General features: G+C 70.6%; 21 protein-coding genes. 13 read left to right on the top strand and 8 right to left on the bottom strand.

Translation table 11 applies throughout. The features are described 5' to 3' along the window. Window positions 1-21: 21 nt before the first annotated feature. Window positions 22-1,224, bottom strand: coding sequence for an acetyl-CoA C-acetyltransferase (locus tag ABZS61_RS22380; RefSeq protein ID WP_356423884.1), 1,203 nt, complete (start codon window positions 1,222-1,224; stop codon window positions 22-24). A gap of 134 nt (window positions 1,225-1,358) precedes the next feature. Here ABZS61_RS22380 and mce point away from each other — a divergent pair, with 134 nt between their 5' ends. From mce to ABZS61_RS22345, 7 genes are all read left to right on the top strand, one after another. Then, window positions 1,359-1,787, top strand: a complete 429-nt coding sequence (gene mce / locus ABZS61_RS22375) for a methylmalonyl-CoA epimerase (RefSeq protein ID WP_351165844.1) — start codon at window positions 1,359-1,361, stop codon at window positions 1,785-1,787. Between the two features lie 203 nt (window positions 1,788-1,990). Next, window positions 1,991-5,785, top strand: a complete 3,795-nt coding sequence (gene scy / locus ABZS61_RS22370) for a polarized growth protein Scy (protein ID WP_356423880.1) — start codon at window positions 1,991-1,993, stop codon at window positions 5,783-5,785. Between the two features lie 184 nt (window positions 5,786-5,969). After that, window positions 5,970-6,908 carry a cellulose-binding protein gene (locus ABZS61_RS22365; protein ID WP_329207274.1) on the top strand — a complete coding sequence of 313 codons (939 nt, stop codon included), beginning with the start codon at window positions 5,970-5,972 and terminating at the stop codon, window positions 6,906-6,908. Window positions 6,909-6,994: 86 nt separating this feature from the next. Next, on the top strand, window positions 6,995-8,002 hold the full coding sequence (locus tag ABZS61_RS22360; RefSeq protein ID WP_356423876.1) for an ATP-binding cassette domain-containing protein: 1,008 nt from the start codon (window positions 6,995-6,997) through the stop codon (window positions 8,000-8,002). 5 nt (window positions 8,003-8,007) lie between these two features. Next, window positions 8,008-8,787 carry an ABC transporter permease gene (locus ABZS61_RS22355; protein WP_356423874.1) on the top strand — a complete coding sequence of 260 codons (780 nt, stop codon included), beginning with the start codon at window positions 8,008-8,010 and terminating at the stop codon, window positions 8,785-8,787. A 172-nt stretch (window positions 8,788-8,959) separates the two neighbouring features. Beyond that, a complete protein-coding gene (locus ABZS61_RS22350) occupies window positions 8,960-10,147 on the top strand; it encodes an ABC transporter ATP-binding protein (RefSeq protein ID WP_356423871.1) in 1,188 nt (395 codons plus the stop codon). Next, complete coding sequence (locus ABZS61_RS22345; protein WP_356423869.1) at window positions 10,144-11,040, top strand: ABC transporter permease subunit; 897 nt, start codon at window positions 10,144-10,146, stop codon at window positions 11,038-11,040. Before ABZS61_RS22350 ends, ABZS61_RS22345 begins: the two co-directional genes overlap by 4 nt. A 16-nt stretch (window positions 11,041-11,056) precedes the next feature. Here ABZS61_RS22345 and ABZS61_RS22340 read toward each other — a convergent pair whose 3' ends face one another. After that, window positions 11,057-11,386 carry an ATP/GTP-binding protein gene (locus ABZS61_RS22340; RefSeq protein ID WP_329207283.1) on the bottom strand — a complete coding sequence of 110 codons (330 nt, stop codon included), beginning with the start codon at window positions 11,384-11,386 and terminating at the stop codon, window positions 11,057-11,059. Window positions 11,387-11,595: 209 nt separating this feature from the next. Here ABZS61_RS22340 and ABZS61_RS22335 point away from each other — a divergent pair, with 209 nt between their 5' ends. Continuing rightward, window positions 11,596-12,627, top strand: coding sequence for an LLM class flavin-dependent oxidoreductase (locus tag ABZS61_RS22335; RefSeq protein ID WP_356423865.1), 1,032 nt, complete (start codon window positions 11,596-11,598; stop codon window positions 12,625-12,627). 97 nt (window positions 12,628-12,724) lie between these two features. Here ABZS61_RS22335 and ABZS61_RS22330 read toward each other — a convergent pair whose 3' ends face one another. Beyond that, complete coding sequence (locus tag ABZS61_RS22330; protein WP_356423862.1) at window positions 12,725-13,117, bottom strand: SCO5389 family protein; 393 nt, start codon at window positions 13,115-13,117, stop codon at window positions 12,725-12,727. Window positions 13,118-13,380: 263 nt separating this feature from the next. Here ABZS61_RS22330 and nucS point away from each other — a divergent pair, with 263 nt between their 5' ends. Then, window positions 13,381-14,052: an endonuclease NucS gene (nucS, locus tag ABZS61_RS22325; RefSeq protein WP_356423860.1), complete on the top strand. Its 672-nt coding sequence runs from the start codon at window positions 13,381-13,383 to the stop codon at window positions 14,050-14,052. A 207-nt stretch (window positions 14,053-14,259) separates the two neighbouring features. Here the strand turns inward: nucS and ABZS61_RS22320 are convergent, their stop codons facing one another. The 4 genes from ABZS61_RS22320 to ABZS61_RS22305 all read right to left on the bottom strand — a co-directional run bounded on the left by ABZS61_RS22320 (window position 14,260) and on the right by ABZS61_RS22305 (window position 18,880). Beyond that, window positions 14,260-16,752 (bottom strand): ATP-binding protein, encoded by a 2,493-nt coding sequence (locus ABZS61_RS22320; protein WP_356423858.1) that lies wholly within the window; start codon window positions 16,750-16,752, stop codon window positions 14,260-14,262. 214 nt (window positions 16,753-16,966) lie between these two features. After that, complete coding sequence (locus ABZS61_RS22315; protein WP_356423856.1) at window positions 16,967-17,290, bottom strand: STAS domain-containing protein; 324 nt, start codon at window positions 17,288-17,290, stop codon at window positions 16,967-16,969. Window positions 17,291-17,534: 244 nt separating this feature from the next. After that, window positions 17,535-18,383: a 3-hydroxyacyl-CoA dehydrogenase family protein gene (locus tag ABZS61_RS22310; RefSeq protein ID WP_356424314.1), complete on the bottom strand. Its 849-nt coding sequence runs from the start codon at window positions 18,381-18,383 to the stop codon at window positions 17,535-17,537. Between the two features lie 323 nt (window positions 18,384-18,706). After that, the gene (locus ABZS61_RS22305; RefSeq protein WP_356423853.1) at window positions 18,707-18,880 is read right to left on the bottom strand and encodes a hypothetical protein; all 174 of its coding nucleotides are present in this window, start codon (window positions 18,878-18,880) and stop codon (window positions 18,707-18,709) included. Window positions 18,881-18,921: 41 nt separating this feature from the next. Between ABZS61_RS22305 and ABZS61_RS22300 the strand changes: the two genes are divergently transcribed. Further along, window positions 18,922-19,494, top strand: a complete 573-nt coding sequence (locus tag ABZS61_RS22300; RefSeq protein WP_356423850.1) for a cob(I)yrinic acid a,c-diamide adenosyltransferase — start codon at window positions 18,922-18,924, stop codon at window positions 19,492-19,494. Window positions 19,495-19,522: 28 nt separating this feature from the next. On the opposite strand, the gene ABZS61_RS22295 is transcribed toward ABZS61_RS22300, so the two are convergent. Continuing rightward, window positions 19,523-20,089, bottom strand: a complete 567-nt coding sequence (locus ABZS61_RS22295) for a hypothetical protein (protein WP_356423847.1) — start codon at window positions 20,087-20,089, stop codon at window positions 19,523-19,525. Between the two features lie 151 nt (window positions 20,090-20,240). Here ABZS61_RS22295 and ABZS61_RS22290 point away from each other — a divergent pair, with 151 nt between their 5' ends. From ABZS61_RS22290 to ABZS61_RS22280, 3 genes are all read left to right on the top strand, one after another. Then, window positions 20,241-21,437: a histidine kinase gene (locus ABZS61_RS22290; RefSeq protein ID WP_356423844.1), complete on the top strand. Its 1,197-nt coding sequence runs from the start codon at window positions 20,241-20,243 to the stop codon at window positions 21,435-21,437. Then, window positions 21,434-22,084, top strand: coding sequence for a response regulator transcription factor (locus tag ABZS61_RS22285; protein WP_356423841.1), 651 nt, complete (start codon window positions 21,434-21,436; stop codon window positions 22,082-22,084). The genes ABZS61_RS22290 and ABZS61_RS22285 overlap by 4 nt, the downstream gene beginning before the upstream one ends. A gap of 172 nt (window positions 22,085-22,256) precedes the next feature. After that, a complete protein-coding gene (locus ABZS61_RS22280; protein WP_356423838.1) occupies window positions 22,257-24,143 on the top strand; it encodes a glycoside hydrolase family 18 chitinase in 1,887 nt (628 codons plus the stop codon). The last annotated feature ends 32 nt before the right edge of the window (window positions 24,144-24,175 follow it).

The raw sequence follows: 24,175 nt of genomic DNA, 5'->3' as shown, positions 1-24,175 counted from the left end.
CTCACTCATTCGTACGGCTGACTACTTGCCCGGAACCCGGATGATCAACGCGTCACCCTGACCGCCGCCGCCGCACAGTGCGGCCGCTCCGGTGCCGCCGCCGCGCCGCTTCAGCTCCAGCGCCAGGTGCAGCACCACGCGGGCGCCGGACATGCCGATCGGGTGGCCGAGGGCGATGGCGCCGCCGTTCACGTTGACCTTGTCGGGGGTGACGCCGAGGTCCTTCATCGACTGGACCGCGACGGCCGCGAAGGCCTCGTTGATCTCGATGAGGTCGAGGTCATCGACGCCGATGCCCTCCTTCTTCACGGCGTGCCGGATGGCGTTGGACGGCTGCGACTGGAGCGAGTTGTCCGGGCCCGCCACATTGCCGTGGGCGCCGATCTCGGCGATCCAGTCCAGGCCCAGCTCCTCGGCCTTGGCCTTGCTCATGACGACGACCGCGGCGGCGCCGTCGGAGATCTGCGAGGAGGTACCCGCGGTGATCGTGCCGTCCTTGGCGAACGCGGGGCGCAGCTTGCCGAGCGACTCGGCGGTCGTCTCGGGGCGGATGCCCTCGTCCTTGGAGAAGAGGACCGGGTCACCCTTGCGCTGCGGGATCTCGACCGGGGTGATCTCGGCCTCGAAGAGGCCGTTCTTCTGGGCGGCCGCGGCACGCTGGTGGGACAGGGCGCCGATCTCGTCCTGGGCCGCACGGTCCAGTCCGAGGCGGGTGTTGTGCTTCTCGGTGGACTCGCCCATCGGAATGTTCTCGTAGGCGTCGGTCAGACCGTCGTACGCCATCGAGTCGAGCATCTCGATCGCGCCGTACTTGTAGCCCTCGCGGGACTTCGGCAGCAGGTGCGGGGCGTTGGTCATCGACTCCTGGCCGCCGGCCACCACGACGTCGAACTCACCGGCGCGGATCAGCTGGTCGGCGAGCGCGATCGCGTCGAGTCCGGACAGGCACACCTTGTTGATGGTGAGCGCGGGGACGTTCATCGGGATTCCGGCCTTGACCGCTGCCTGACGCGCCGGGATCTGCCCTGCCCCGGCCTGGAGCACCTGGCCCATGATCACATACTCGACCTGGTCGCCGCCGATGCCGGCCCGGTCGAGGGCGGCCTTGATGGCGACGCCTCCGAGGTCGGCGCCGGAGAAGGTCTTCAGTGAGCCGAGGAGACGGCCCATGGGCGTACGGGCGCCCGCGACGATCACTGAGGTGGTACCGGTCGTTCCTGACATGAGGCGCAGCCCCTTGGATTGGTTGTGAACGAGGGTTTACCTGAATGTACTGAGCAGTACCGCGCCCGTCATCCGGCAACGGGTGTGATCGCGCGCACGTTGCGTAACCATCCCCGTAGCGCTGCACTGGTTCCATGCTGACGCGAATCGACCACATCGGAATCGCCTGTTTCGACCTCGACAAGACGGTGGAGTTCTACCGCGCGACCTACGGGTTCGAGGTGCACCACTCCGAGATCAACGAGGAGCAGGGTGTCCGGGAGGCCATGCTCAAGATCAACGACACCTCGGACGGCGGGGCTTCGTACCTCCAGCTGCTGGAGCCGACCCGTGAGGACTCGGCCGTGGGCAAGTGGCTGGCAAAGAATGGGGAGGGTGTCCACCACATCGCGTTCGGTACCGCGAACGTGGACGAGGACGCCGCGGACATCCGTGAGAAGGGCGTCCGGGTGCTGTACGACGAGCCCAGGACCGGGTCGATGGGGTCCCGGATCACCTTCCTCCACCCCAAGGACTGCCACGGCGTCCTGACCGAACTGGTCACTGCCCGGGCAGAGCACTGACCTGACCGATACCCGGCCCGGTAGAGTGGGCGGTTCCGGGCCGGGGCCGGGTCGGGGCCGCGCCGCGTCCTCGCCGTTGATCTGTCACCATTCCCCGGGGGACCGTTCGCCGGCGAGCGGTGCTCGCTTGGAGAATGCGACCAGGGTTGGGGTCTCCCCTGCTCGAACAGAGTTGAGAGCTCGGGGAAGGATGGGACCGCGCAGTGCGGGGCTACGAAAGCCAGCAGAGCCACCGAGCTGACGACGACCATCTCTCGCGGTTCGAAGCCGAGATGGACCGGCTGAAGACCGACCGGGAGAAGGCCGTCCAGCACGCCGAGGACCTCGGTTACCAGGTCGAGGTCTTGCGTGCCAAGCTGCACGAGGCCCGTCGCAATCTCGCGACCCGTCCCGCGCACGACAGCGCGGACATCGGCTACCAGGCCGAACAACTTCTCCGTAATGCCCAGATCCAGGCCGACCAGCTGCGCACCGACGCCGAGCGCGAGCTGCGCGACGCCAGGGCCCAGACCCAGCGGATCCTGCAGGAGCACGCGGAGCACCAGGCCCGCCTCCAGGCCGAATTGCACACCGAGGCGGTCCAGCGGCGCCAGCGTCTCGACCAGGAGCTGGCGGAACGCCGCCAGACCGTCGAGTCCCACGTCAACGAGAACGTCGCCTGGGCCGAGCAGCTGCGGGCACGCACCGAGTCCCAGGCCCGCAGGCTCCTGGAGGAGTCGCGCGCCGAGGCGGAGCAGTCGCTGGCCGCCGCCCGCAGCGAGGCGGCCCGGCTCGCGGAGGAGACCCGCCAGCGCGTCGGCGCCGAGGCCGAATCGGCACGCGCCGAGGCCGAGGCCACGCTGCTGCGGGCCCGCCGGGACGCCGAACGGCTGCTCAACGCCGCCTCCACGCAGGCCCAGGAAGCCACCAGTCACGCCGAGCAGTTGCGCTCGACGGCCACCGTCGAGACCGACCAGACCCGGCAGCAGACCGCGGAGCTGAACCGCGCCGCCGACCAGCGCATGCAGGAGGCCGAGACCCGGCTGCGCGAGGCCCGGCTGGAGGCCGAGAAGGTCCTCGCCGAGGCGAAGGAGGCCGCCGTCAAGCGGCTGGCCGGCGCCGAGTCGCAGAACGAGCAGCGCACCCGTACGGCCAAGTCCGAGATCGCACGGCTGGTCGGCGAGGCCACGAAGAACGCCGAGACGCTCAAGGAAGAGGCCGAGCAGGCGCTCGCGGACGCCCGCGCCCAGTCCGAGAGGCTGGTCGCCGAGGCCGGCGAGAAGGCCCGTACGGTCGCCGCCGAGGACGCCGCGGCCCAGCTCGCCAAGGCGGCCCGCTCCGCCGAGGAGGTTCTGACCAAGGCCTCCGACGACGCCAGGTCCACCACCAGGGCGGCCGGCGAGGAAGCCGAGCGGATCCGCCGCGAGGCGGAGTCCGAGGCGGACCGGCTGCGCGGCGATGCGGCCGAGCAGGCCGACCAGCTCAAGGGCGCGGCCAAGGACGACACCAAGGAGTACCGGGCCAAGACGGTCGAGCTGCAGGAGGAGGCGCGCAGGCTGCGCGGCGAGGCCGAGCAGCTGCGCTCCGAGGCGGTCGCCGAGGGCGAGCGGATCCGTGGCGAGGCCCGCCGCGAGGCCGTCCAGCAGATCGAGGAGGGTGCCCGCACCGCCGAGGAGCTGCTGACCAAGGCCAGGTCGGACGCCGACGAGCTGCGTACCTCCGCGGGGGCGGAGAGCGAGCGCGTCAGGACCGAGGCGGTCGAGCGCGCCGCCACCCTGCGCAAGCAGGCCGAGGAAGCGCTCGAGCGCAGCCGTACCGAGACGGACAAGCTGCGCGCCGAGGCCGAGGAGCAGGCCGCTTCGCTGACCGCCGCGGCGGAGGAGGCCGCAGAGGGCCTCCGCGCGGAGACCGAGCGCGCCATAGAGGCCCGCAAGGGCGACGCCGCCGATGAGCTGGCCCGTCTGCACACGGAGGCCGAGACCCGGGTCACCGCGGCCGAGCAGGCGCTGAGCGAGGCCCGTACGGAGGCGGAGCGCATCCGCCGCGAGACGAGCGAGGAGTCCGAGCGGCTGCGCGCGGAGGCCGCCGAGCGGCTGCGCACACTCCAGGAGCAGGCCGCGACGGAGGCCGACCGGCTGCGGGACGAAGCCGCCGCCGAGGCCGCCCAGTCCCGCGCCGAGGGCGAGTCCGTGGCCGTACGGCTGCGCACCGAGGCCGCCACCGAGGCGGAGCGGCTCAGGACCGAGGCACAGGAGAGCGCCGACCGGGTGCGCTCCGAGGCCGCCGCCGCCGCCGAGCGCGTGGGTGCGGAGGCCGCCGAGGCCCTCGCCGCCGCCCAGGAGGAGGCGAATCGGCGCCGCCGCGAGGCCGAGGAGACGCTCGGTGCCGCGCGCGCCGAGGCGGAGCAGGAGCGCGAGCGGGCCCGCGAGCAGAGCGAGGAGCTGCTGGCCTCGGCCCGCAAGCGGGTCGAGGAGGCGCAGGCCGAGGCCCAGCGTCTGGTCGAGGAGGCGGACGCCCGCGCGACCGAGATGGTCTCCGCGGCCGAGCAGACCGCCCAGCAGGTGCGGGACTCCGTCACGGGACTCCAGGAGCAGGCCGAGCAGGAGATCGCCGGGCTGCGGTCCGCCGCGGAGCACTCCGCGGAACGTACGAGGACCGAGGCCCAGGAGGAGGCGGACCGGGTACGCGCCGACGCCTACGCCGAGCGCGAGCGGGCCACCGAGGACGCCAACCGGATCCGCCAGGTCGCGCACGGGGAGTCGGAGGCCGCGAAGTCGCTGGCCGAGCGGACCGTCTCCGAGGCGATCGCCGAGTCGGAGAAGCTGCGCTCGGACAGCGCGGAGTACAGCCAGCGGGTCCGTACCGAGGCGTCCGACGCGCTCGCCTCGGCGGAACAGGACGCCTCACGCGCCCGCGCCGAGTCCCGCGAGGACGCCAACCGGATCCGTTCCGAGGCGGCGGCCCAGGCGGACCGGCTCATCGGTGAGGCGACGAGCGAGAGCGAGCGCGTCCGTACCGAGGCGGCGGAGCAGTCGGAGCGCCTCCTCGGCGAGTCGACCGACGAGGCGGAGCGGCTGCGTGCGGAGGCCGCCCGGACGGTGGGTTCGGCGCAGGAGCACGCGGCCCGTACCCGCGAGGAGTCGGAGCGGGTGCGCGCCGATGCGGAGTCCGCCGCCGAGCAGATGCGCGCGGAGGCCCGCCAGGAGGCGGACCGGCTGCTGGACGAGGCGCGCGACGCCGCGGCGAAGCGCCGTACCGAGGCCGCCGAACAGGCCGACCAGCTCGTCAACAAGGCCCAGGAGGAGGCGCTGCGCGCCGCCACCGAGGCCGAGGGACAGGCCGACAGGATGGTCGGGGCCGCGCGCAACGAGGCCGTACGGATCACCTCGGAGGCGACGGTCGAGGGCAACTCCCTGGTGGAGCGGGCCCGTACCGACGCGGACGAGCTGCTGGTCGGCGCCCGCCGGGACGCGACCGCTACGCGGGAGCGGGCGGAGGAGCTCAGGGCCCGGCTGGAGAGCGAGATCGAGGAGCTGCACCAGCGCGCCCGCCGGGAGACCTCCGAGCAGATGAAGACGGCCGGCGAGCGCGTCGACAAGCTGATGAAGGCGGCGACCGAACAGCGTGCCGAGGCCGAGGCGAAGGCCAAGGAGTTGCTGGCGGACGCGAATTCGGAGGCGAGCAAGGTGCGTATCGCCGCGGTGAAGCGTGCCGAGTCGCTGCTGAAGGAAGCCGAGCTCAAGAAGGCCGGGCTGACCCGCGAGGCCGAGAAGCTGCGCGCGGACGCCGAGGTGGAAGCGAAGCAGATGGTGGACGAGGGCCGTCGCGAGCTGGATCTGCTCGTCCGCAGACGCGAGGACATCAATACGGAAATTTCCCGTGTCCAGGACGTGCTCGAGGCGTTGGAGTCTTTCGAGGCTCCGGGCGGGACCGGCAAGGCGGCGGGCGGCAACGCCGCGGGCGTCAAGGCGGGGGCCGCCGCAGGTACGCGAGCGGGCGGCAAGGCCTCGGACGGGTGATCGGTCCGCCGCATCGCGCACTTCGGCATGAACATTCAAACCTTCGGGTGGCAAGCGCTCCCGAGGCCAGCCACTCAAAAGGGGTGTCATTCTCCATACCAAAGCGGCATCTTCACGTTGACACGCCGCCCAGGCCCCTAGGATTCCCTCTAACACCTCACCGGTCTCATTCGACAGGAACCCCATGAGTGACCCTTCCTCCCCCTTCGGCTTCGAGCTCGTGCGACGTGGATACGACCGCGGTCAGGTGGACGACCGCATCACCAAACTCGTCGCCGACCGTGACAGTGCTCTCGCCCGTATCACCTCTCTGGAAAAGCGCATCGAGGAGCTTCACCTCGAGACGCAGAACGCCCAGGCCCAGGTCAACGAGGCCGAGCCGTCGTACGCCGGTCTCGGCGCCCGCGTCGAGAAGATCCTCCGCCTCGCCGAGGAGGAGGCGAAGGACCTGCGTGAGGAGGCCCGTCGCGCGGCCGAGCAGCACCGCGAGCTGGCCGAGTCGGCCGCCCAGCAGGTGCGCAACGACGCGGAGTCGTTCGCGGCCGAGCGCAAGTCGAAGGCCGAGGACGAGGGCGTTCGCATCGTCGAGAAGGCCAAGGGCGAAGCGAGCACGCTGCGCACCGACGCCCAGAAGGACGCCCAGCAGAAGCGCGAGGAGGCGGACGCCCTCTTCGAGGAGACCCGCGCCAAGGCCGCCCAGGCCGCCGCGGACTTCGAGACGAACCTCGCCAAGCGCCGCGAGCAGTCGGAGCGCGACCTCGCGTCCCGTCAGGCGAAGGCCGAGAAGCGTCTGGCCGAGATCGAGCACCGCGCCGAGCAGCTCCGCCTGGAGGCCGAGAAGCTCCGCACGGACGCCGAGCGCCGGGCCCGCCAGACGGTGGAGACCGCGCAGCGCCAGGCCGAGGACATCGTGGCCGACGCGAACGCCAAGGCCGACCGGATCCGCAGCGAGTCCGAGCGCGAGCTGGCGGCGCTCACCAACCGCCGCGACTCGATCAACGCGCAGCTGACCAACGTCCGCGAGATGCTGGCGACGCTGACCGGTGCCGCCGTGGCCGCCGCCGGCTCCCCCGCGGACGAGGAGCCCGCCTCCCGCGGAGTTCCGGCCCAGCAGACCCGCTGACCCGTCCGTACATCAGCTGTACCCCTTGCGCGCCCGGTTCCGCCTTTGTGGTGGCGCCGGGCGCGCGGCCGTTCTAGCGTGAGCGCATGATCGAGCTCGACGGCCTCACCAAACGCTTCGGCAACAAGGTTGCCGTCGACCATTTGTCATGCCAAGTCAGACCGGGAATGGTGACGGGGTTCCTCGGCCCGAACGGGGCGGGCAAGTCCACCACCATGCGCATGATGCTCGACCTCGACAATCCGACCAGCGGTTCGGTGCTCATCGACGGCAAGCACTACCGCGAGCTGCAGGAGCCGCTGAAGCACATCGGGGCCCTGCTGGACGCCAAGTCGATGCACGGCGGGCGCAGCGCGTACAACAACCTCCTCTGTCTCGCACAGAGCAATCGCATCCCCGCGAGCCGGGTCTCCCACGTGCTCGACACGGTCGGCCTCAGCGCCGTGGCGAAGAAGAAGTCCAAGGGTTTCTCCCTCGGCATGGGCCAGCGGCTGGGAATCGCGGCGGCGCTGCTCGGCGATCCCGAGATCCTGATGTTCGACGAACCGGTCAACGGTCTGGACCCCGAAGGAATTCACTGGATCCGGAATCTGATGAAAGCCCTCGCCTCGGAAGGCCGGACGATCTTCGTTTCCTCCCACCTGATGAGCGAAATGGCGCTCACCGCGGATCACTTGATCGTCATCGGCCAGGGCAGACTGCTCGCGGACACCTCCATGGCCGACTTCATCCAGGAGAACTCCCGCAGTTATGTGCGGATGCGTTCCCCGGAGCAGGAAAGGCTGCGCGACGCGCTGCACGCCGAGGGCATCGTGGCGGTCGAGTCGGGCAACGGCACGCTGGAGATCGACGGTGCGACCACGGAACGGCTCGGTGAGTTCGCCGCCCGGCACGGGTTCGTCCTGCACGAGCTCAGCTCCCAGCGGGCCTCGCTGGAGGAGGCCTTCATGCAGATGACGGCGGGCTCCGTGGAGTACCACGCACATTCCGACCGGGACGAGGAGCAGCCCCCGCCCGTGGGCCCGCACTGGGGCGACCAGTGGAACCAGCAGCCCGGCGGCGTTGCGTCCGGCGACGAAGCGAAGGGGGTGTGACGGCGATGGCATCGGTGCCCGCGGTCCTCAACTCCGAATGGACCAAGATCCGTACGGTCTCCTCGACCACCTGGACCCTGATCGCCGCGTTCGCCGTCACGATCGCGATGGGGGCCGCGCTCAGCGCATTGCTGAACGCCCAGTTCGACGACCTGTCCGATGCGGAGCGCGCCACGTTCGACCCCACGTTCGTCGGCTTCTCCGGGATGATCCTCGGCCAGCTCGCGATGGTCGTCTTCGGCGTCCTGGTGGTCGGCACCGAGTACAGCTCCGGCATGATCCGCACCTCGCTCGCGGCCGTACCGCAGCGGGGCTCGTTCCTGTTCAGCAAGATCGCGGTGGCCGGCGTCCTGGCGCTGGTGGTCGGCCTCGCCACCAGTTTCGTCACGTTCTTCCTGAGCCAGGCCCTGCTGGGCGACCACCGTACGGAGATCGGCGCGGACAACGTGCTGCGCGCGGTCGTCGGCGGCGGGCTCTACATGGGCCTGATCGCGGTCTTCTCCATGGGCGTGGCCACGATGCTGCGCAGTTCGATGCTCTCGCTCGGCATCCTGATGCCCTTCTTCTTCCTCGTCTCGCAGATCCTGTCGGCTGTCCCGGGTGCCAAGAGCGTGGCCCGGTACTTCCCCGACCAGGCCGGATCCAAGATCATGCAGGTGGTTCCGGACGCCATGAACAGCGATCCGGCACCGTACGGGCCGTGGGGCGGGCTCGGCATCATGGCCCTGTGGGTGGTGGCGGCGGTGGCCGGCGGCTATCTCGTGCTCAAGAAGCGGGACGCGTAGCCCGGCAGTACGAAGCCCTCACGGGCCGCACGGGCCGTGAGGGCAGATCCGATGTTCCGCACAACGACTTGGCCGGAACCGTCACGGGCTGGTTATCCTCCTAACTCTTACGGGGGGCGTGCGGCCGGTTGGCCTGGGCCCCGACCGACAGATAAGTCGATGGGGCTGGAGAATGATCGAGGCAGTCGGCCTGACGAAGCGCTACGGCGCCAAGACAGCCGTGTACAACCTTTCCTTCCAGGTGCGGCCGGGGGCTGTCACGGGGTTCCTCGGTCCCAACGGGTCGGGCAAGTCCACGACCATGCGCATGATGCTCGGCCTGGACCGGCCGACCGCGGGACACGTGACGATCGGCGGCCACGCCTTCCGCAGCCTGCCGAACGCACCGCGCCAGGTGGGCGCGCTGCTCGACGCCAAGGCCGTGCACGGCGGGCGCAGTGCCCGCAACCACCTCCTGTCGCTGGCCCAGCTGGCCGGTATCCCGAGCGCCCGGGTGGACGAGGTCCTCGGTGTCGTCGGTCTGCAGGATGTCGCGAAGAGGCGGTCCAAGGGCTTCTCGCTCGGCATGGGGCAGCGGCTCGGCATCGCTGCGGCACTGCTCGGCGACCCGCAGGTGCTCCTCTTCGACGAGCCGGTCAACGGCCTCGACCCCGAGGGCATCCTCTGGGTCCGCAATCTCATGAAGCAGCTGGCCTCCGAGGGGCGCACGGTCTTCGTGTCCAGCCACCTGATGAGTGAGATGGCGGTCACCGCGGACCATCTGATCGTGATCGGGCGGGGCCAGCTCCTCTCCGACATGAGCGTCACCGACTTCATCTCGGCCAACTCCGCGGACTTCGCCCGGGTCCGGGTTCCCGCGGACGGGCCGGAGCAGCGGGAGAAGCTGACCGCCTCGCTGACGGAGGCGGGCGGCCAGGTCATGTCGGAGCCCGACGGGGCCCTGCGGGTCACCGGGCTCCCGTTGCCCCGCATCAGCGATCTGGCGCATGCCTCGGACGTCCGGCTGTGGGAGCTCTCGCCGCACCAGGCGTCCCTGGAGGAGGCGTACATGCGGATGACGCAGGGCGCCGTGGACTACCGCTCGACGGCCGACGCGAAGGCGGGGCTCCAGCAGCCGCCGCCCGGGTACGGGCACCAGCCGGGCTACGGTCCGCAGGCGGGGTACGGGGGCTACGGACAGCAGCCCGGCCATCCGCAGCAGCCGCCGGTGGAGGTGCCGCAGCAGGGCTGGTACGCACCGCCGCCGCCCGGACAGAACCCGTACGCCGCCACTCCGGCGCCCGCGCCGACCGCGCCCGCTCCGGCTCCGGCCGCCCCCGCAGACCTGACCAAGAGCGAGACCAGCGAGGACTCCCGATGACTACGCCGCCGTCCCCGCAGGCACCCCAGGCGCCCCAGGCGCCCTACCAGCAGCCGCACCAGCCCCCGGCCCAGCAGAACTGGCAGGGGGGCGGCCCGGTCGGCCAGTACGCCTCACCGATCCCCGTGCGGGCTCCCGGCCTGGGGGACGCGATCGCCTCCGAGTGGACGAAGATCCGCTCCGTCCGCTCCACGATGTGGACGCTGGGCGTGATGATCGTGCTGCTTCTCGGCATCGGGCTGCTGTCCGCGTTCGCCGTCAGCGCCTCGGACGCCGATCTCGGCGACACCCCGGTGCTCAGCCTCGGCTTCTTCGGGGTGCTGCTCGGTTCGATCTGCGTGATCACCCTCGGGGTGCTGACCATCGCCTCCGAGTACGGCACGGGAATGATCCGTACGACGCTCACCGCCTGCCCCAGCCGGGCGCGGGTGCTGATCGCGAAGTCGATCGTCTTCTTCCTGCTCTCCTTCACCATCACCACGGTCACCACCGGAATCGTCGGCGTGCTGCAGACGGCCATGCTGGACGGCGGGACGCCCACCGGCAGCGACTGGCTGCGCGCCACGGTGGGTGTCGGCCTCTACATCGCGACGCTCGGGCTGCTCTCGCTCGCGCTCGGTGCGCTCATCCGGCACTCCGCGGGCGCGATCACGATCATGATCGCGGTGGTGCTGCTGCCGCTCGTGCTGGCGATGTTCATGTTCTCCGAGACGCTGGCCGACCTCCAGAAGGCGCTCTTCGAGTACTCGATCCCCAGCCAGCTCAGCGCGTTCTACGGTGAGTCGATGACCTCGTCGGGACCGACCGGCTGGGACCCGCTGTGGATCATCCTCGGCGTGACCGCGGTGGCCATGGCCGGCGCCTTCGCGTCCCTGGACCGGCGCGACGTGTGACGCACGCTCCGCGCGGTCAGTAGCGTGGCGCGTTCCTGGACCGCTGCACCCTCGTGGTGCGGCGGTCCTTCGCGTTCCAGCAGGCCTTGTGCCAGTGCCTGCGGTCGTCGATCCCGCCGAACTCCGGCCAGGCGACGAGGTGGGGCACACCGGACGGGATCTCCTGGTCGCAGCCGGGGCAGCGGTACCGCTTGCCCATCGCGCTCGCGCCGCTCACCGGGCGCACCGACCACTCCTCGCCCTGCCAGCTCTCGGTGTCTCCGCCCCCGCCGTACCGTTCCGCAGCCTCGCGTGCGTTACCGGTGGGGCTCTCGCCGCCTCGGGGGCGGTTTCGGCGCGGGGACACGTGACACCTCACGGGGCGGTACGGGCAGATCCCATCCAGCGTAGAGCCATCGGAAGAGCCTTCGTGTCCGGTTGTGGCGTGAGCGCACCCGCGAGACGGGTGAGTTACCGGAAAATCGCAACAACTTCTCCCCGGACCGTGCCTTTGGCACGTGTCAGACGTTGTTGCGGGTAGGGGGAGCCGCGTCGGCCGCAAGGAGGCAATAGGCGATGCGCGTGGGAACATTTGTACTGGCAGCCCAGTTTCCGGGCCAGGGACAGGGAGAAGCCCTGCACCGGGCCGTCCGGTCCGCCGAGGTCGCGGAGGAATCCGGACTCGATTCGGTCTGGCTGGCCGAACACCATTTCGTGCCGTACGGGGTCTGCCCGTCGGCCGTGACACTGGCCGCGCTGCTGCTCGGCCGCACCCGCAGAATCCGCGTGGGTACGGCGGTGAGCGTGCTGCCGTCCCAGCACCCCGTCGCGCTCGGCGAGCAGGCGGCACTGCTGCACCTGACAAGCGGCGGCCGCTTCACGCTGGGCGTGGGGCGCGGCGGGCCCTGGGTGGATCTGGAGGTGTTCGGAGGCGGCCTCGAGGCGTACGAGAAGGGCTTCCCGGAGTCGCTGGAGCTGCTGCTCGACTGGCTGGGCAAGCCGCGGGTGGCGGGTCGCGGGGAGCGCTACGGCTTCCGCGAGGTGGCGGTCGTGCCGCGGGCGGACGAGCTCCTCGGAGACGGTCCCGCGGGCCCCGAGGTGATCGTGGCCTGCACCTCGCCAAAAAGCGTGAAACTCGCCGCTGGGAAGGGTTTGCCCATGCTTCTCGGCATGCATTGCGGTGACGAGGAGAAAGCCGACATGATCGCCCTGTGGCGGTCGGCGGCCCGGGAGGCCGGTCAGCCGGCGGACGTGGTGGAGACGGTCGGACATGTGTCCGCAGGGGTGGCCCAGATCGCGGACCGTTCCGCCGACGCGGTGGAGACCCTCGTGAAGGCGATGCCGGGCTGGCTGCGGCAGGGCCTCGACGCCCACGTGACGGTCGACGGCAGGCACCGGGTGATGCGCGACCCCGTCGCGTACACGGAGTTCCTGTGCGGTCTGCATCCGGTGGGTCCGCCCCGGCTCGCGGCCGACCGGCTCGCGGCCACGGCGGAGCGCACGGGCATCACGCGCTTCGCACTCCTGGTGGAGGGCTCGGGCGATCTCGCGGCGACGGAGGAGAACGTGCAACGGCTGGGCACCGAAGTGCTGCCGTTGCTGAAGTGATCCGGTCATGCAGGTCGTCCTGGTGGTGCGGTGGTACGGGAGCTGCCGCCCCGGAGCCAGTTGCACCTCCCGCGGCCCGAAGCGGCAGCAGGAGCGTTCAGCAGTCCCGTAGTTCGGGCGACTGGTTGAGCAACTGGCCCCTCATCGACGTGAATCGGGCCAAGCGCTCGTCGACCGAGGCGTCCAGCGGGAACACCGCGACGCGGTGGCAGTTCTGGAATGCCAGACGCACCCCGAAGTGCCGCTGCAGCGCGCCGCGTATCGCATCACTCGCGAGCGCGCGCAGCAGCTGACCACGTGCCTGCTCGTCCGGCGGCGGCGTCTGGTTGTCGGCGAACTGACCGCCGTCGACCTTCAGCTGGGCCACCAGAGAGCTGATCATCTCCCATGCGTAGGGCAGGGAAGTCCGGACGCAGTCGACGAAGTCGGCTTCGTCGACCTCGCCTCGCTCGGCCTGTTCCAACAGCGCCGGTGAGACGTCGAGCGACATGGGTTCTCCTCTCGCGACCCCGGCAGGTGTCCAGGGCCTTACGGGCAGGGAAGGAGGACGGCGACGCTGTGTACACAGACGGCGACCTCCTGCTTCCACGTTAAGGGCGCAGTCCGGGCCGCACCAGGAGATTGGGAACACAACCGGCCAATTACGAACGGTTGCAAAGAGGGGCAAGCCAGATGCGCGTCCGTCAAGGGGTGTGCCGGCTGCCGGGTACGGGAATCGCGTGGACCGCCCGCAGTCGAGTAGCGTTGCCGACCATGCGTCTCGTCATCGCCCGTTGCTCCGTCGACTACGCGGGCCGGCTCACCGCCCACCTGCCCTCCGCCCCCCGTCTGATCCTGGTGAAGGCGGACGGCAGCGTCTCGATCCACGCCGACGACCGGGCCTACAAACCCCTCAACTGGATGTCCCCGCCGTGCACCCTGAAGGAGGGCGCCGACGACAACGAAGGCGTCTGGACCGTGGTGAACAAAGCGGGCGAGAAACTGATCATCACGATGGAGGAAATCCTCCACGACTCGTCCCATGAGCTGGGTGTCGATCCAGGGCTCATCAAGGACGGTGTGGAAGCGCACCTCCAGGAACTTCTCGCCGACCGGATGGAAATCCTCGGCGAGGGCTTCACTCTGATCCGCCGCGAGTACCCGACCGCCATCGGCCCGGTCGACATCCTCTGCCGGGACGCGAACGGGGGGACCGTGGCCGTCGAGCTGAAGCGGCGGGGCGACATCGACGGGGTGGAGCAGCTGACCCGCTACCTGGAGTTGCTCAACCGGGACCCTCATCTGGCCCCCGTCAAGGGCGTGTTCGCGGCCCAGGAGATCAAGCCGCAGGCCCGCGTGCTGGCGACGGACCGCGGGATCGGGTGTCTGGTCCTCGACTACAACGCGATGCGGGGCATCGAGGACGACAAGCTGCGACTGTTCTGAGCCGTTGCGGGGCTCTCGGTCGCCGGGCGGGCTTGAACTCCGGACCGTCCGGCGATACGGGTCCCGGCCACCGCCGGGCCGGGGGCGCCTGTACGGGTGTCCTCGAAGACCGGACCGGAGCCCTTGAGCGCCGGGCAAAGGGCCTCGAACGGGCGGGGGCCTTCGATCGCCGGACGGCCTGAGTGTCCGTCCGGCGATGTTCCGGTGTCAGGCCATCGTGGGGGTGCTGTCGGGCGTCTCCGCCTGGCCGGTCGCCGGACTCGTCGCCGAGGCCGTCGCCGTTTCCGCGGGGCCGGTCGCGGAGACGGACGTATCCGGCTCGGTAGGGGGCTCCGTGGTCGGCGTTTCCGTCGGCGTGGGAGTCGGCGACGGAGTAGTCGTCGGCGTGGTGGGCGAAGTGGTCGGCGTCTTCGTCGGCTTCGTCTTCGTCGGCGACGGGTTCCCGGACGTGGGCCGGCCGCTGGGACTGCCGCTCGACGTGGCGCCCGTCGTCGGGCCCGAGTCCGAACCCGATGTGCCCGGCGACGGGGTGTCGCCGCCGGACGGGGTGGGCCGGCCCGATGCGCCCGGGGACTTGTCCTTGCCGGGCTTGGCGTCGCCGGAGGCCGTACCGTCGGTCGGCTCGTCCGCGGAGAGGCCGCTCTCGCTGTCGTCCTCGTTCGCCGACTGCTCGGTCGTGACGTTCTGGCCCTCGGGGTCCTCGCTGCCGGACGTCGCGCCCAGGGTCACCACCGTGCCGAGTACGGCGACCAGCAGTGCGCCGGCACCCACGGCGACCAGATTGCGCCGGGCGCCCTGGAGTACCGCGACACGGCCGCCGAATGCGCCGAATCCGCCCCTGCCCGGCGCGGGGGCACTCTGCCGGGACACCAGCGTGGTCGGCTCCTCCGCCTGGCGGGGGAACAGGGGCATGGCCGCGGGTATGCCGCCGGGCGGTGAGGCCGACTCGTCGTGACGCGCGGCGGGTATCTCCTCGCCCGCGGGTGTGCGCTCGCTCTGCCCCGGACCGCCGGAGCGGTCCGCGACCAGGGCGAGCGCCCTGCGTCCGGCGACCGCGCCGGACTTGTCGGCGAGTGCGCCGCGCATGCCGATGGAGGCCTCCAGCTCGGCCCTGGCCCTGTCCAGATTGCCGCTGCACAGTGCCAGGACGCCCAACTCGTGGTGGAAGTAGGCCTCTTCGGCCACCTCTCCGGCGATCCTGGCGGCCTCCTGGCCGATTCTGAGGGCCTTCTCCCAGGCGCCCCAGTACATTCCCGCCGCGAAGGCCGGAGAGGCGCTGCGGGCCAGCAGGACCGCTGCGCTGGCCTGCCCTGCCCGGTCGCCCAGGACGAGGCGGGCCATGGCCGCGAGGACCGCGTCCGCCTCGGCGACCGCACGCTCGGGGGTGACGGAGGGGTGACCCGCCCACCAGGCGTAGTGCTGGGCGGCGGTACGGGCGCGTATGTCCGCGTCCTCGCCGTATCCGCTCACCTCAAGCTGGGCCAGGACGCCGGCGGCGAGCCGGTAGCGGGAGCCCGCCGGGGAGAGCAGTCCGCACGCGGCCAGTTCGCCCATCGCCGCATCGGCGTGGGTGTCCCCCACCAGCGCAGGCAGGTGCGCCTGGTGCGGGACCTCACCGCCGAGTGCGACGGCGAAGTGCAGGGTGTCCCGCGCGGCCTCGCTCAGCCGGGAGGCGAGCAGGGCGGCGGGCGCCGCGCCTTCCCCGAGGCTGGGCAACGGCATGTCCTGGGCCTCGGCCCGGCCGAACGGTGAGTCGCCGGGCTCGTCGTCGAAATCGTCGCCGAAGATCTTCGGGTCGGTGCGCAGCTCGTCGCGCTGGCGCAACAGCGCGCCCGCCTGGACGAAGCGCAGCGGCAGCCCTTCCGACTCGAACCAGAGGTCGCCCGCCCAGTTCGCCTCGTCGTCGGTGAGCGGGCGCTCCACGACGCGCTCGAGCAGCTCGATCGAGGAGCTGCGTCCGAGTCCGGCGAGGAAGACCTCTTCGAGGTTCGACTCGGCGGTGGGCGCGGCGATGTCGGGTGCCGTGCCGAGCAGGAACGCGCACTCGGGCGTCGCGTCGAGGAGTTCCTGCAGCGCGGTGCCGCCGAACTCCAGGTCGTCGAGGACGACGACGGCGCCGATGCCGTGGACGAGCGCCAGGAGCCCTTCGCGGTCGGGCCGGTGCAGCGGAGCCTGGTGGACGGCTTCGAAGAGGTTGTACAGCAGGTCGGTGGTGGTGCGCTTGTAGCCGGAGAGGCGTACGACACCGTCGGGTGCCAGGTCCGCGCAGTCGGCGGCCACGGCACCGAGCAGGGCCGTGCGGCCCGAGCCGGCCGGGCCGATCAGCCGCACAGAGCGGCCCCGTGCCAGCAGCCGCACCAGCCGCTCCCGCTCCTCCTGGCGCTCCAGCAGGGGCAGCTGCGGTCCCGGAGGCCCTGGCGGTACGGGCGGTGCGGTGGCGCGCTCGCGGTCGGCGCGTTCCGTGGCCGTGTGCCGTACGGGCGTGGCGGGCTGCTCGCCCGGCCTGCAGGGCTCGATCTCGCTGCCGTCGACCGGATTGACCGTGAGCAGGAAGTCGCCGGATATGAGCTGGACCGTGCGTGACTGCTGTGGTGTCTGGTGCCCGAAGTCGGGCGTCAGAGGATCGCGGGACTGCCGACGCCGCGCGGCGTCCTCCCCGGAACGGTCGTACTCTTCCGGTCCCAGGTTGGTCGGGTCCATCGTCAAAGTCCCCCAGACGCGTAGCGCGCGGTTGCCCCTCCCGGCCTCGCACGCCCGCTGTCGCTTCCGGTCCGGTGTCTGTTGTTCGGGTTTGTTGATCGACAGACGGCCGAACCCTAAACCTTCGCACAGTATCTACGAACGACTGGGGGGCCGCGCCGCACAGGACATCACAGTCTCGTGAGGATTGTGCGTGGACCGCAGCGCGGTCGCCTCAGACGCGCGGCAGGGAGTCTGCGGCGATTCCGCCCTCGATGGCCAGAATGCGGTGCAGTCTGGTCGCCACCAGGAGGCGCTGCATCTGCGGCGGCACTCCGCGCAGCACCAGCCGTCGGCCTGCCCGGCCGGCTCTGCGGTGCGCACCCATGATGACGCCGAGTCCGGTGGCGTCCCACGAGTCCAGCTCGGTCAGGTCCAGCACGAGATCGCCTGCTCCGCCGTCGACGGCCGAGTGCAGAACCGTACGGGCGTCCGCCGCGCTTCGGACGTCGAGGCGGCCCCCGACGACCAGATCGGCATGGTCGCCCCTGATGTACATATGCGCTCCCCGGAAGACTCCGTAGCAAGGTCGGTCTGTCTGGTTTTCTCGTCTGCCTCTGCCACCACTGACTGCCGCAGCGACGGAGAAGTTGCCGTCTGTAAGCGAACCGATACCGAATTCACCCTGAGGGGTGACAGTGGCCCGCCGGAGCTACGTGATCCGAGTCCCGGTCCGCGCACCGGGCCCCTGGGCTCCCGGACCTGATTGACGACAGATCAGGCGGCCGGGGACCCGGAAACGATCAGTAGGTGTAGAAGCCCTGCCCACTCTTGCGGCCGATGTCACCTGCATCGACCATCCGGCGCATCAGCTCCGGGGCGGCGAACTTCTCGTCCTGCGACTCGGTGTAGATGTTGCCGGTGGCGTGCAGGAGGATGTCGACGCCGGTCAGGTCTGCCGTGGCGAGCGGGCCCATGGCGTGGCCGAAGCCCAGCTTGCAGGCGATGTCGATGTCCTCGGCCGAGGCGACGCCCGACTCGTACAGCTTGGCGGCCTCGACGACGAGGGCCGAGATCAGCCGGGTGGTGACGAAGCCCGCCACGTCACGGTTGACGACGATGCACGTCTTGCCGACGGATTCGGCGAACTCCCGCGCGGTGGCGAGGGTTTCGTCGCTCGTCTTGTAGCCGCGCACCAGCTCGCAGAGCTGCATCATGGGCACCGGCGAGAAGAAGTGCACGCCGACGACGCGCTCCGGGCGCTCCGTCACGGCCGCGATCTTGGTGATCGGGATGGCGGAGGTGTTGGAGGCGAGGACGGCGTCCTCCCGGACGACCTTGTCGAGCGTCCGGAAGATCTCGTGCTTGACCTCGAGCTTCTCGAAGACGGCCTCGACGACGACATCGGCGTCCGCCACCGCGTCGAGGTCGGTGGTCGTGGTGATCCGGGCGAGTGCGGCTCCGGCGTCGGCCGCGTCCAGCTTGCCCTTGGAGACGAACCGGTCGTAGCTGGCCTCGATGCCGCCGCGACCACGGGCCAGGGCCTCGTCGGTGACATCGCGCAGCACGACGTCCCAGCCCGCCTGGGCGGAGACCTGCGCGATACCGGACCCCATGAGTCCGGCGCCGATGACGGCGAGCTTCCTGGCCACGTTCGCACCCCTATGCATTCAACAACGGTTCTTCCACATGCTCTCCGGCGGAGATTAGTACCCGTGAGGGGCCCTGGGGCTGCGAAGAGATGCGCGTCACGTCTCACATGACGGACATCACACCGCCGGAGGTCATTCGGCGGCGCGTCGCGCGTAGTTGAGTACGCCCGTGCCGAGCAGTCCCTCGATGTCGTCGAGCACGGCGAGCGCGTCCGGGGAACGGTGGGTGCCTGAAGTCGGCGAAGCCGTCCCTGTGCCCGGGCTCCGGCGATACGGCGACCCCGACTTTCCGCAGCTCCGGCAGGACCGCTCCGGCCGCCGGCTCACCACCTGTCGCGGGCGCGGACGGACCGGGCGACGCACTGGACGGTCACCGTCACGAAGCCGCGCTTCAGGGAAGGCACCGTCGCGAGGTCCGAGATGTGCTGCCTGGCCCGGTGCTTCCACGGGGTACCGGTGCCGCTCGGCTTCGCCCTCCTGGCCGTGACGGTCGGCACACGCGTCTCCGGCAGGGCGTGGCCGTAACTAGGCTGGCCGCATGGTCAATCTGACGCGCATCTACACCCGTACCGGCGACCAGGGCACCACCGCCCTCGGCGACATGAGCCGGACCGCCAAGACCGATCTGCGGATCTCGGCGTACGCCGACGCCAACGAGGCCAACGCCGCCATCGGCGCCGCGATCGCGCTCGGGCAGCTCTCCGAGGACGTCGTGAAGGTCCTCGTCCGCGTCCAGAACGACCTGTTCGACGTGGGCGCGGATCTGTGCACGCCCGTCGTGGAGAACCCCGAGTACCCGCCGCTGCGAGTCGAGCAGTCCTACATCGACAAGCTGGAAGGGGACTGCGACACCTTCCTGGAGGACCTGGAGAAGCTGCGCAGCTTCATCCTGCCGGGCGGCACCCCCGGAGCTGCCCTTCTGCACCAGGCCTGCACGGTGGTGCGGAGGGCGGAGCGGTCCACCTGGTCGGCGCTCGAGGTGCACGGGGACTCGATGAACGCGCTGACGGCGACGTATCTGAACCGCCTCTCCGACCTCCTGTTCATCCTGGCGAGGACGGCGAACAAGGAGGTCGGGGACGTGCTCTGGGTGCCGGGCGGCGAGCGCTGAGCCCGCTCGCCGGACGGCGCCCGGGCGCTCAGCCGTCCGCCTTCATCCGCTTCGCCGGGTGGTCAGGTTCCGCTTTCGGGAAGAGCGTGTAGCTCCCGGCGATGATCACGTTGATCCCGACCACCCAGAGCATCTTCTGCTGCCACATCCGCAGCGACCCGATGTCCCCGTCGCCGCCCACGTACCAGACCGCCAGCTGGAGCAGGGCCGTCGCCGTCACCGCGGCCACGGTCCAGCGGGCCGCGGTGCGCCACTCGTGGGCGGCCCGCGCCATCCCGTACTTCGGGGGCCTCACCGGCGGCGGGCCGCCCGCGAAGCGGTGGGCGACCCTGGCGTCGACCCACTTGATGGTGGAGTGGCCGAGTCCCACGGTGAAGCCGATGTAGACGGCGGCCAGGCCGTGCTTCCAGTCCGGCTCCGCGCCGTTCTTCAGGTCGATGGCCGTCACCACCAGCAGGACGACCTCCAGCAGGGGCTCGCACAGCAGCACGGCCGCACCCAGCCGGGGCTTCCTCGCGACGTACCGCAGCGCCAGTCCGGCGGCGAGCAGCACCCAGAAGCCGACCTCGCAGAGCACGATCAGTGTGACGATCACGGCACTTCTCCTCCCGGTCCCCTCCAGCCTCCCGTCCGCGGGGCCCCGGGTCGTCGTCGGCAGTGACGAATCGTGACTGCATCCTTCGATGTAGCCGCGCCTCACTCCTCGTACGGACGTCCGGCGCTGCCCCGACGTGTTGGATGGACGGGTGTCCACCTTTGCGCGCCCGCACCGCCACGACGTACTGATCGCGGTCATCGGGCTGTGCGGCGGCCTGGTGCTCTGGCTGGCGGGCCTGCACACCCAGGGCGGCCGGCTCCTCGGCGCCCACTGGGTGGCCCTCGTACCGCTCGCGGTGATGGCCGGGCTGGAACTGCTTCGCCGGAGCGCACCGCAGACCGCGCTGGTCATCGGCACGCTCACCCTGGTCGCCGATCAGTTCACGACGGGCAGTCTGGCCACCGTGCTGATGTTCACCGACATCATGTACGCCGCCGTGCTGTACGGAACGCCGGCCGCGGCCCGCCGGATCCCGGTGACCACGTTCCTGGTCACGGTCGCGGTCACGATCGGCTTCCTCGCCTGGTTCCGCACCGCCGAGGCGCTGCTGATCGGCGTCGTCACCGGGCTGGTCTCGTTCTGCCCCGCCATCACCGGCGTCAGCGTCCGCAACCACCGCGAAGCCGCCGAGACCGCCCGGCTGCGCGCCGACCAGACCGCGCTGCTGGCGGAGATGGACCGGGCCCAGGCGGTGACCGCCGAGCGCTCCCGGATGGCCCGTGAACTGCACGACATGGTCGCCAACCACCTCTCCGCGATCGCCATCCACTCCACCGCCGCGCTCGCCATCGACGATCCGGACACCTCGCGCAACGCCCTCGGGGTGATCCGGCAGAACAGCGTCGACGGCCTGGCGGAGATGCGGCGGCTGATCGGGCTGCTGCGCGCCGGCGGCGCCGACACCCGGCCGAGCGCGGCACCGACCCTGGCGTCCCTGGACACCCTCGTCGATCAGGCGGGGGCGAACTCCGCGTCCAGCGGACTGGCCGTCACGCTCACCGACACCCGCGAGGAACCGGGGCGGCTCCCCGCACCGGTGGAGCTGGCCGCGTACCGCATCGTCCAGGAGTCCCTGACGAACGCGTTGAAGCATGCGGCGCCGGGCCCGGTGACGGTCGGCCTCGGGCGCTCGGGGAACCTGTTGACGGTGGAGGTCACCAGTGTGTTCGGCAGCCGCCCCGGACCGCGTGCGCCCGGTTCGGGAGCCGGCCTCGTGGGGATGCGGGAGCGGGTGGCCCTGCTCGGCGGAAGGATCGAGGCAGGGCCCGTTCCCGCGGGGGACGGCACGAAGGTCTGGCAGGTACGGGCGGAACTGCCCGTCGAGGAAGGAGCGTTGGGGACATGACGATCCGGGTACTGGTCGCCGAGGACCAGGCGGCGGTGCGCGCGGGGCTGGTACTGATCCTGGGCAGCGCACCGGACATCGAGGTCGTGGGCGAGGCGGGTGACGGAGAGAGCGCCGTGCGCCTGGCCCGCGAACTGCGCCCGGATCTGGTCCTGATGGACGTCCAGATGCCCCGGCTCGACGGGGTGTCGGCGACGCGGCAGGTCGTGGCGGAGCAGCTCGCCGACGTACTGGTGCTGACGACGTTCGATCTGGACGAGTACGTCTTCGGGGCGCTGCGGGCGGGCGCGGCGGGCTTCCTGCTGAAGGACACCGACGCGCATGACCTGCTCGACGCGGTACGGACCGTGGCGCGCGGCGAGGGGCTGATCGCGCCGGCCGTGACGCGGCGTCTGATCGCGGAGTTCGCCGCGACCGCCCCCGCGCGCCGGCCGGGCGCACCGGATCCCGCCGTACTCGATGCGCTGACCCGGCGGGAGCGCGAGGTGCTGGGCGCTCTCGGTGAAGGGCTGTCGAACGCGGAGATCGCTGCGCGGCTCTCGATGGCGGAGGCGACGGCGAAGACGCACGTCAGCAGGCTGCTGGGGAAACTGGAACTGCGGAGCCGGGTCCAAGCCGCCGTACTCGCGCAGGAGTTGGATCTCTGAGGTTTACCTCTGATCTTTGGTCTGGACCTCTTGACGATTGGTCCAGACCTTCCTAATCTCACCGAACAAGCACGCTGCGGTGAGTACGCCATGACAAGGCGCTCTCAGGGCGACGCAGGGTTTGCAGTCCACGGACCACCCCCGTTTGTCGGACCTCACCCGAGGAGCACCGTTGAGCACTGAAACCCCCCTACGCCGATCCGGACTCAGATGGAGACTCGGAGTCGGCGGAGCCACCAGATCGAAGGCGGTCGCGGGCTTCACCGCGCTGCTCCTGCCGCTCGCCGCGATGGTCGGCCTGGCCTCCCCCGCCGAGGCCGCCACCTCCGCGACGGCCACCTACACCAAGAAGTCCGACTGGGGCACCGGCTTCGAGGGGTCGTGGACGGTCAAGAACACCGGCACCACCGCCCTCTCGTCCTGGACGATCGAGTGGGACTTCCCCTCCGGCACCGCGGTCGGCTCCGCCTGGGACGCCACCGTCACCAGCTCCGGAACCCACTGGACCGCCAAGAACCTCAGCTGGAACGGTACGGTCGCCCCGGGAGCCAGCATCAGCTTCGGCTTCAACGGCACCGGCACCGGCTCCCCCTCCGGCTGCAAGCTGAACGGCGCCTCCTGCGACGGCGGCCCCACCGTCCCCGGTGACACCGCCCCGTCCAAGCCCGGCACCCCCACCGCGAGCAACGTGACGGACACCTCGGCGAAGCTCAGCTGGAGCGCCGCCACCGACGACAAGGGCATCAAGAACTACGACGTCCTGCGCGACGGCGCCAAGGTCGCCACGGTCACCACGACGACGTACACCGACACCGGTCTCACCAAGGGCACCGACTACTCCTACACGGTGCAGGCCCGCGACACCGCCGACCAGACCGGTCCGGTCAGCTCCTCGGTCGCCGTCCGCACCACCGGGACCACCGACCCGGGCAACCCCGGCACCGGTGACAAGATCAACCTCGGCTACTTCACCGAGTGGGGCGTCTACGGGCGCAACTACCACGTGAAGAACCTCGTGACCTCCGGCTCCGCAGCCAAGATCACCCACATCAACTACGCGTTCGGCAACGTCCAGAACGGCAAGTGCACCATCGGTGACTCCTACGCCGACTACGACAAGGCCTACACCGCCGACCAGGCGGTCGACGGCGTCGCCGACACCTGGGACCAGCCCCTGCGCGGCAACTTCAACCAGCTGCGCAAGCTGAAGGCCAAGTACCCCCACATCAAGGTCCTCTGGTCCTTCGGCGGCTGGACCTGGTCCGGTGGCTTCCCGCAGGCAGCCCAGAACCCGGCCGCCTTCGCGCAGTCCTGCTACGACCTGGTCGAGGACCCCCGCTGGGCCGATGTCTTCGACGGCATCGACATCGACTGGGAGTACCCCAACGCCTGTGGTCTCACCTGTGACACCAGCGGCCCGGCGGCACTGAAGAACGTCGCCTCCGCGCTGCGGACCAAGTTCGGCGCCAACAACCTGGTCACCGCGGCGATCACCGCGGACGGCTCGACGGGCGGCAAGATCGACGCGGCCGACTACGCCGGCGCCGCACAGTCCATGAACTGGTACAACGTGATGACGTACGACTTCTTCGGCGCCTTCGCACCGAAGGGCCCCACGGCCCCGCACTCGCCGCTGACCTCGTACTCCGGCATCCCGCAGGAGGGCTTCAACTCCGCCGCGGCGATCGCCAAGCTGAAGGCCCAGGGCGTCCCGGCCTCGAAGCTGCTCCTCGGCATCGGCTTCTACGGCCGCGGCTGGACCGGTGTCACCCAGTCCGCCCCCGGCGGCACGGCGACCGGCGCGGCCCCGGGCACCTACGAAGCGGGCAACGAGGACTACAAGGTCCTCAAGAACACCTGCCCCGCCACCGGCACCATCGCCGGCACCGCGTACGCCCACTGCGGTACCAACTGGTGGAGCTACGACACCCCGGCGACGATCACGTCCAAGATGGCCTGGGCGAACAGCCAGGGCCTGGGAGGCGCGTTCTTCTGGGAGTTCAGCGGTGACACCGCCAACGGCGAGCTCGTGAACGCCATGGACAGCGGACTCAACTAGATCCCCACGCTGTAAGCACGCACGCCCCGAAA

The sequence above is a fragment of the Streptomyces sp. NPDC005566 genome (assembly GCF_040605575.1).
Lineage (GTDB): Bacteria > Actinomycetota > Actinomycetes > Streptomycetales > Streptomycetaceae > Streptomyces.
The sequence above is the reverse complement of the archived record's forward strand: the minus strand, read 5'-3'. Positions and strand labels throughout refer to the sequence as shown.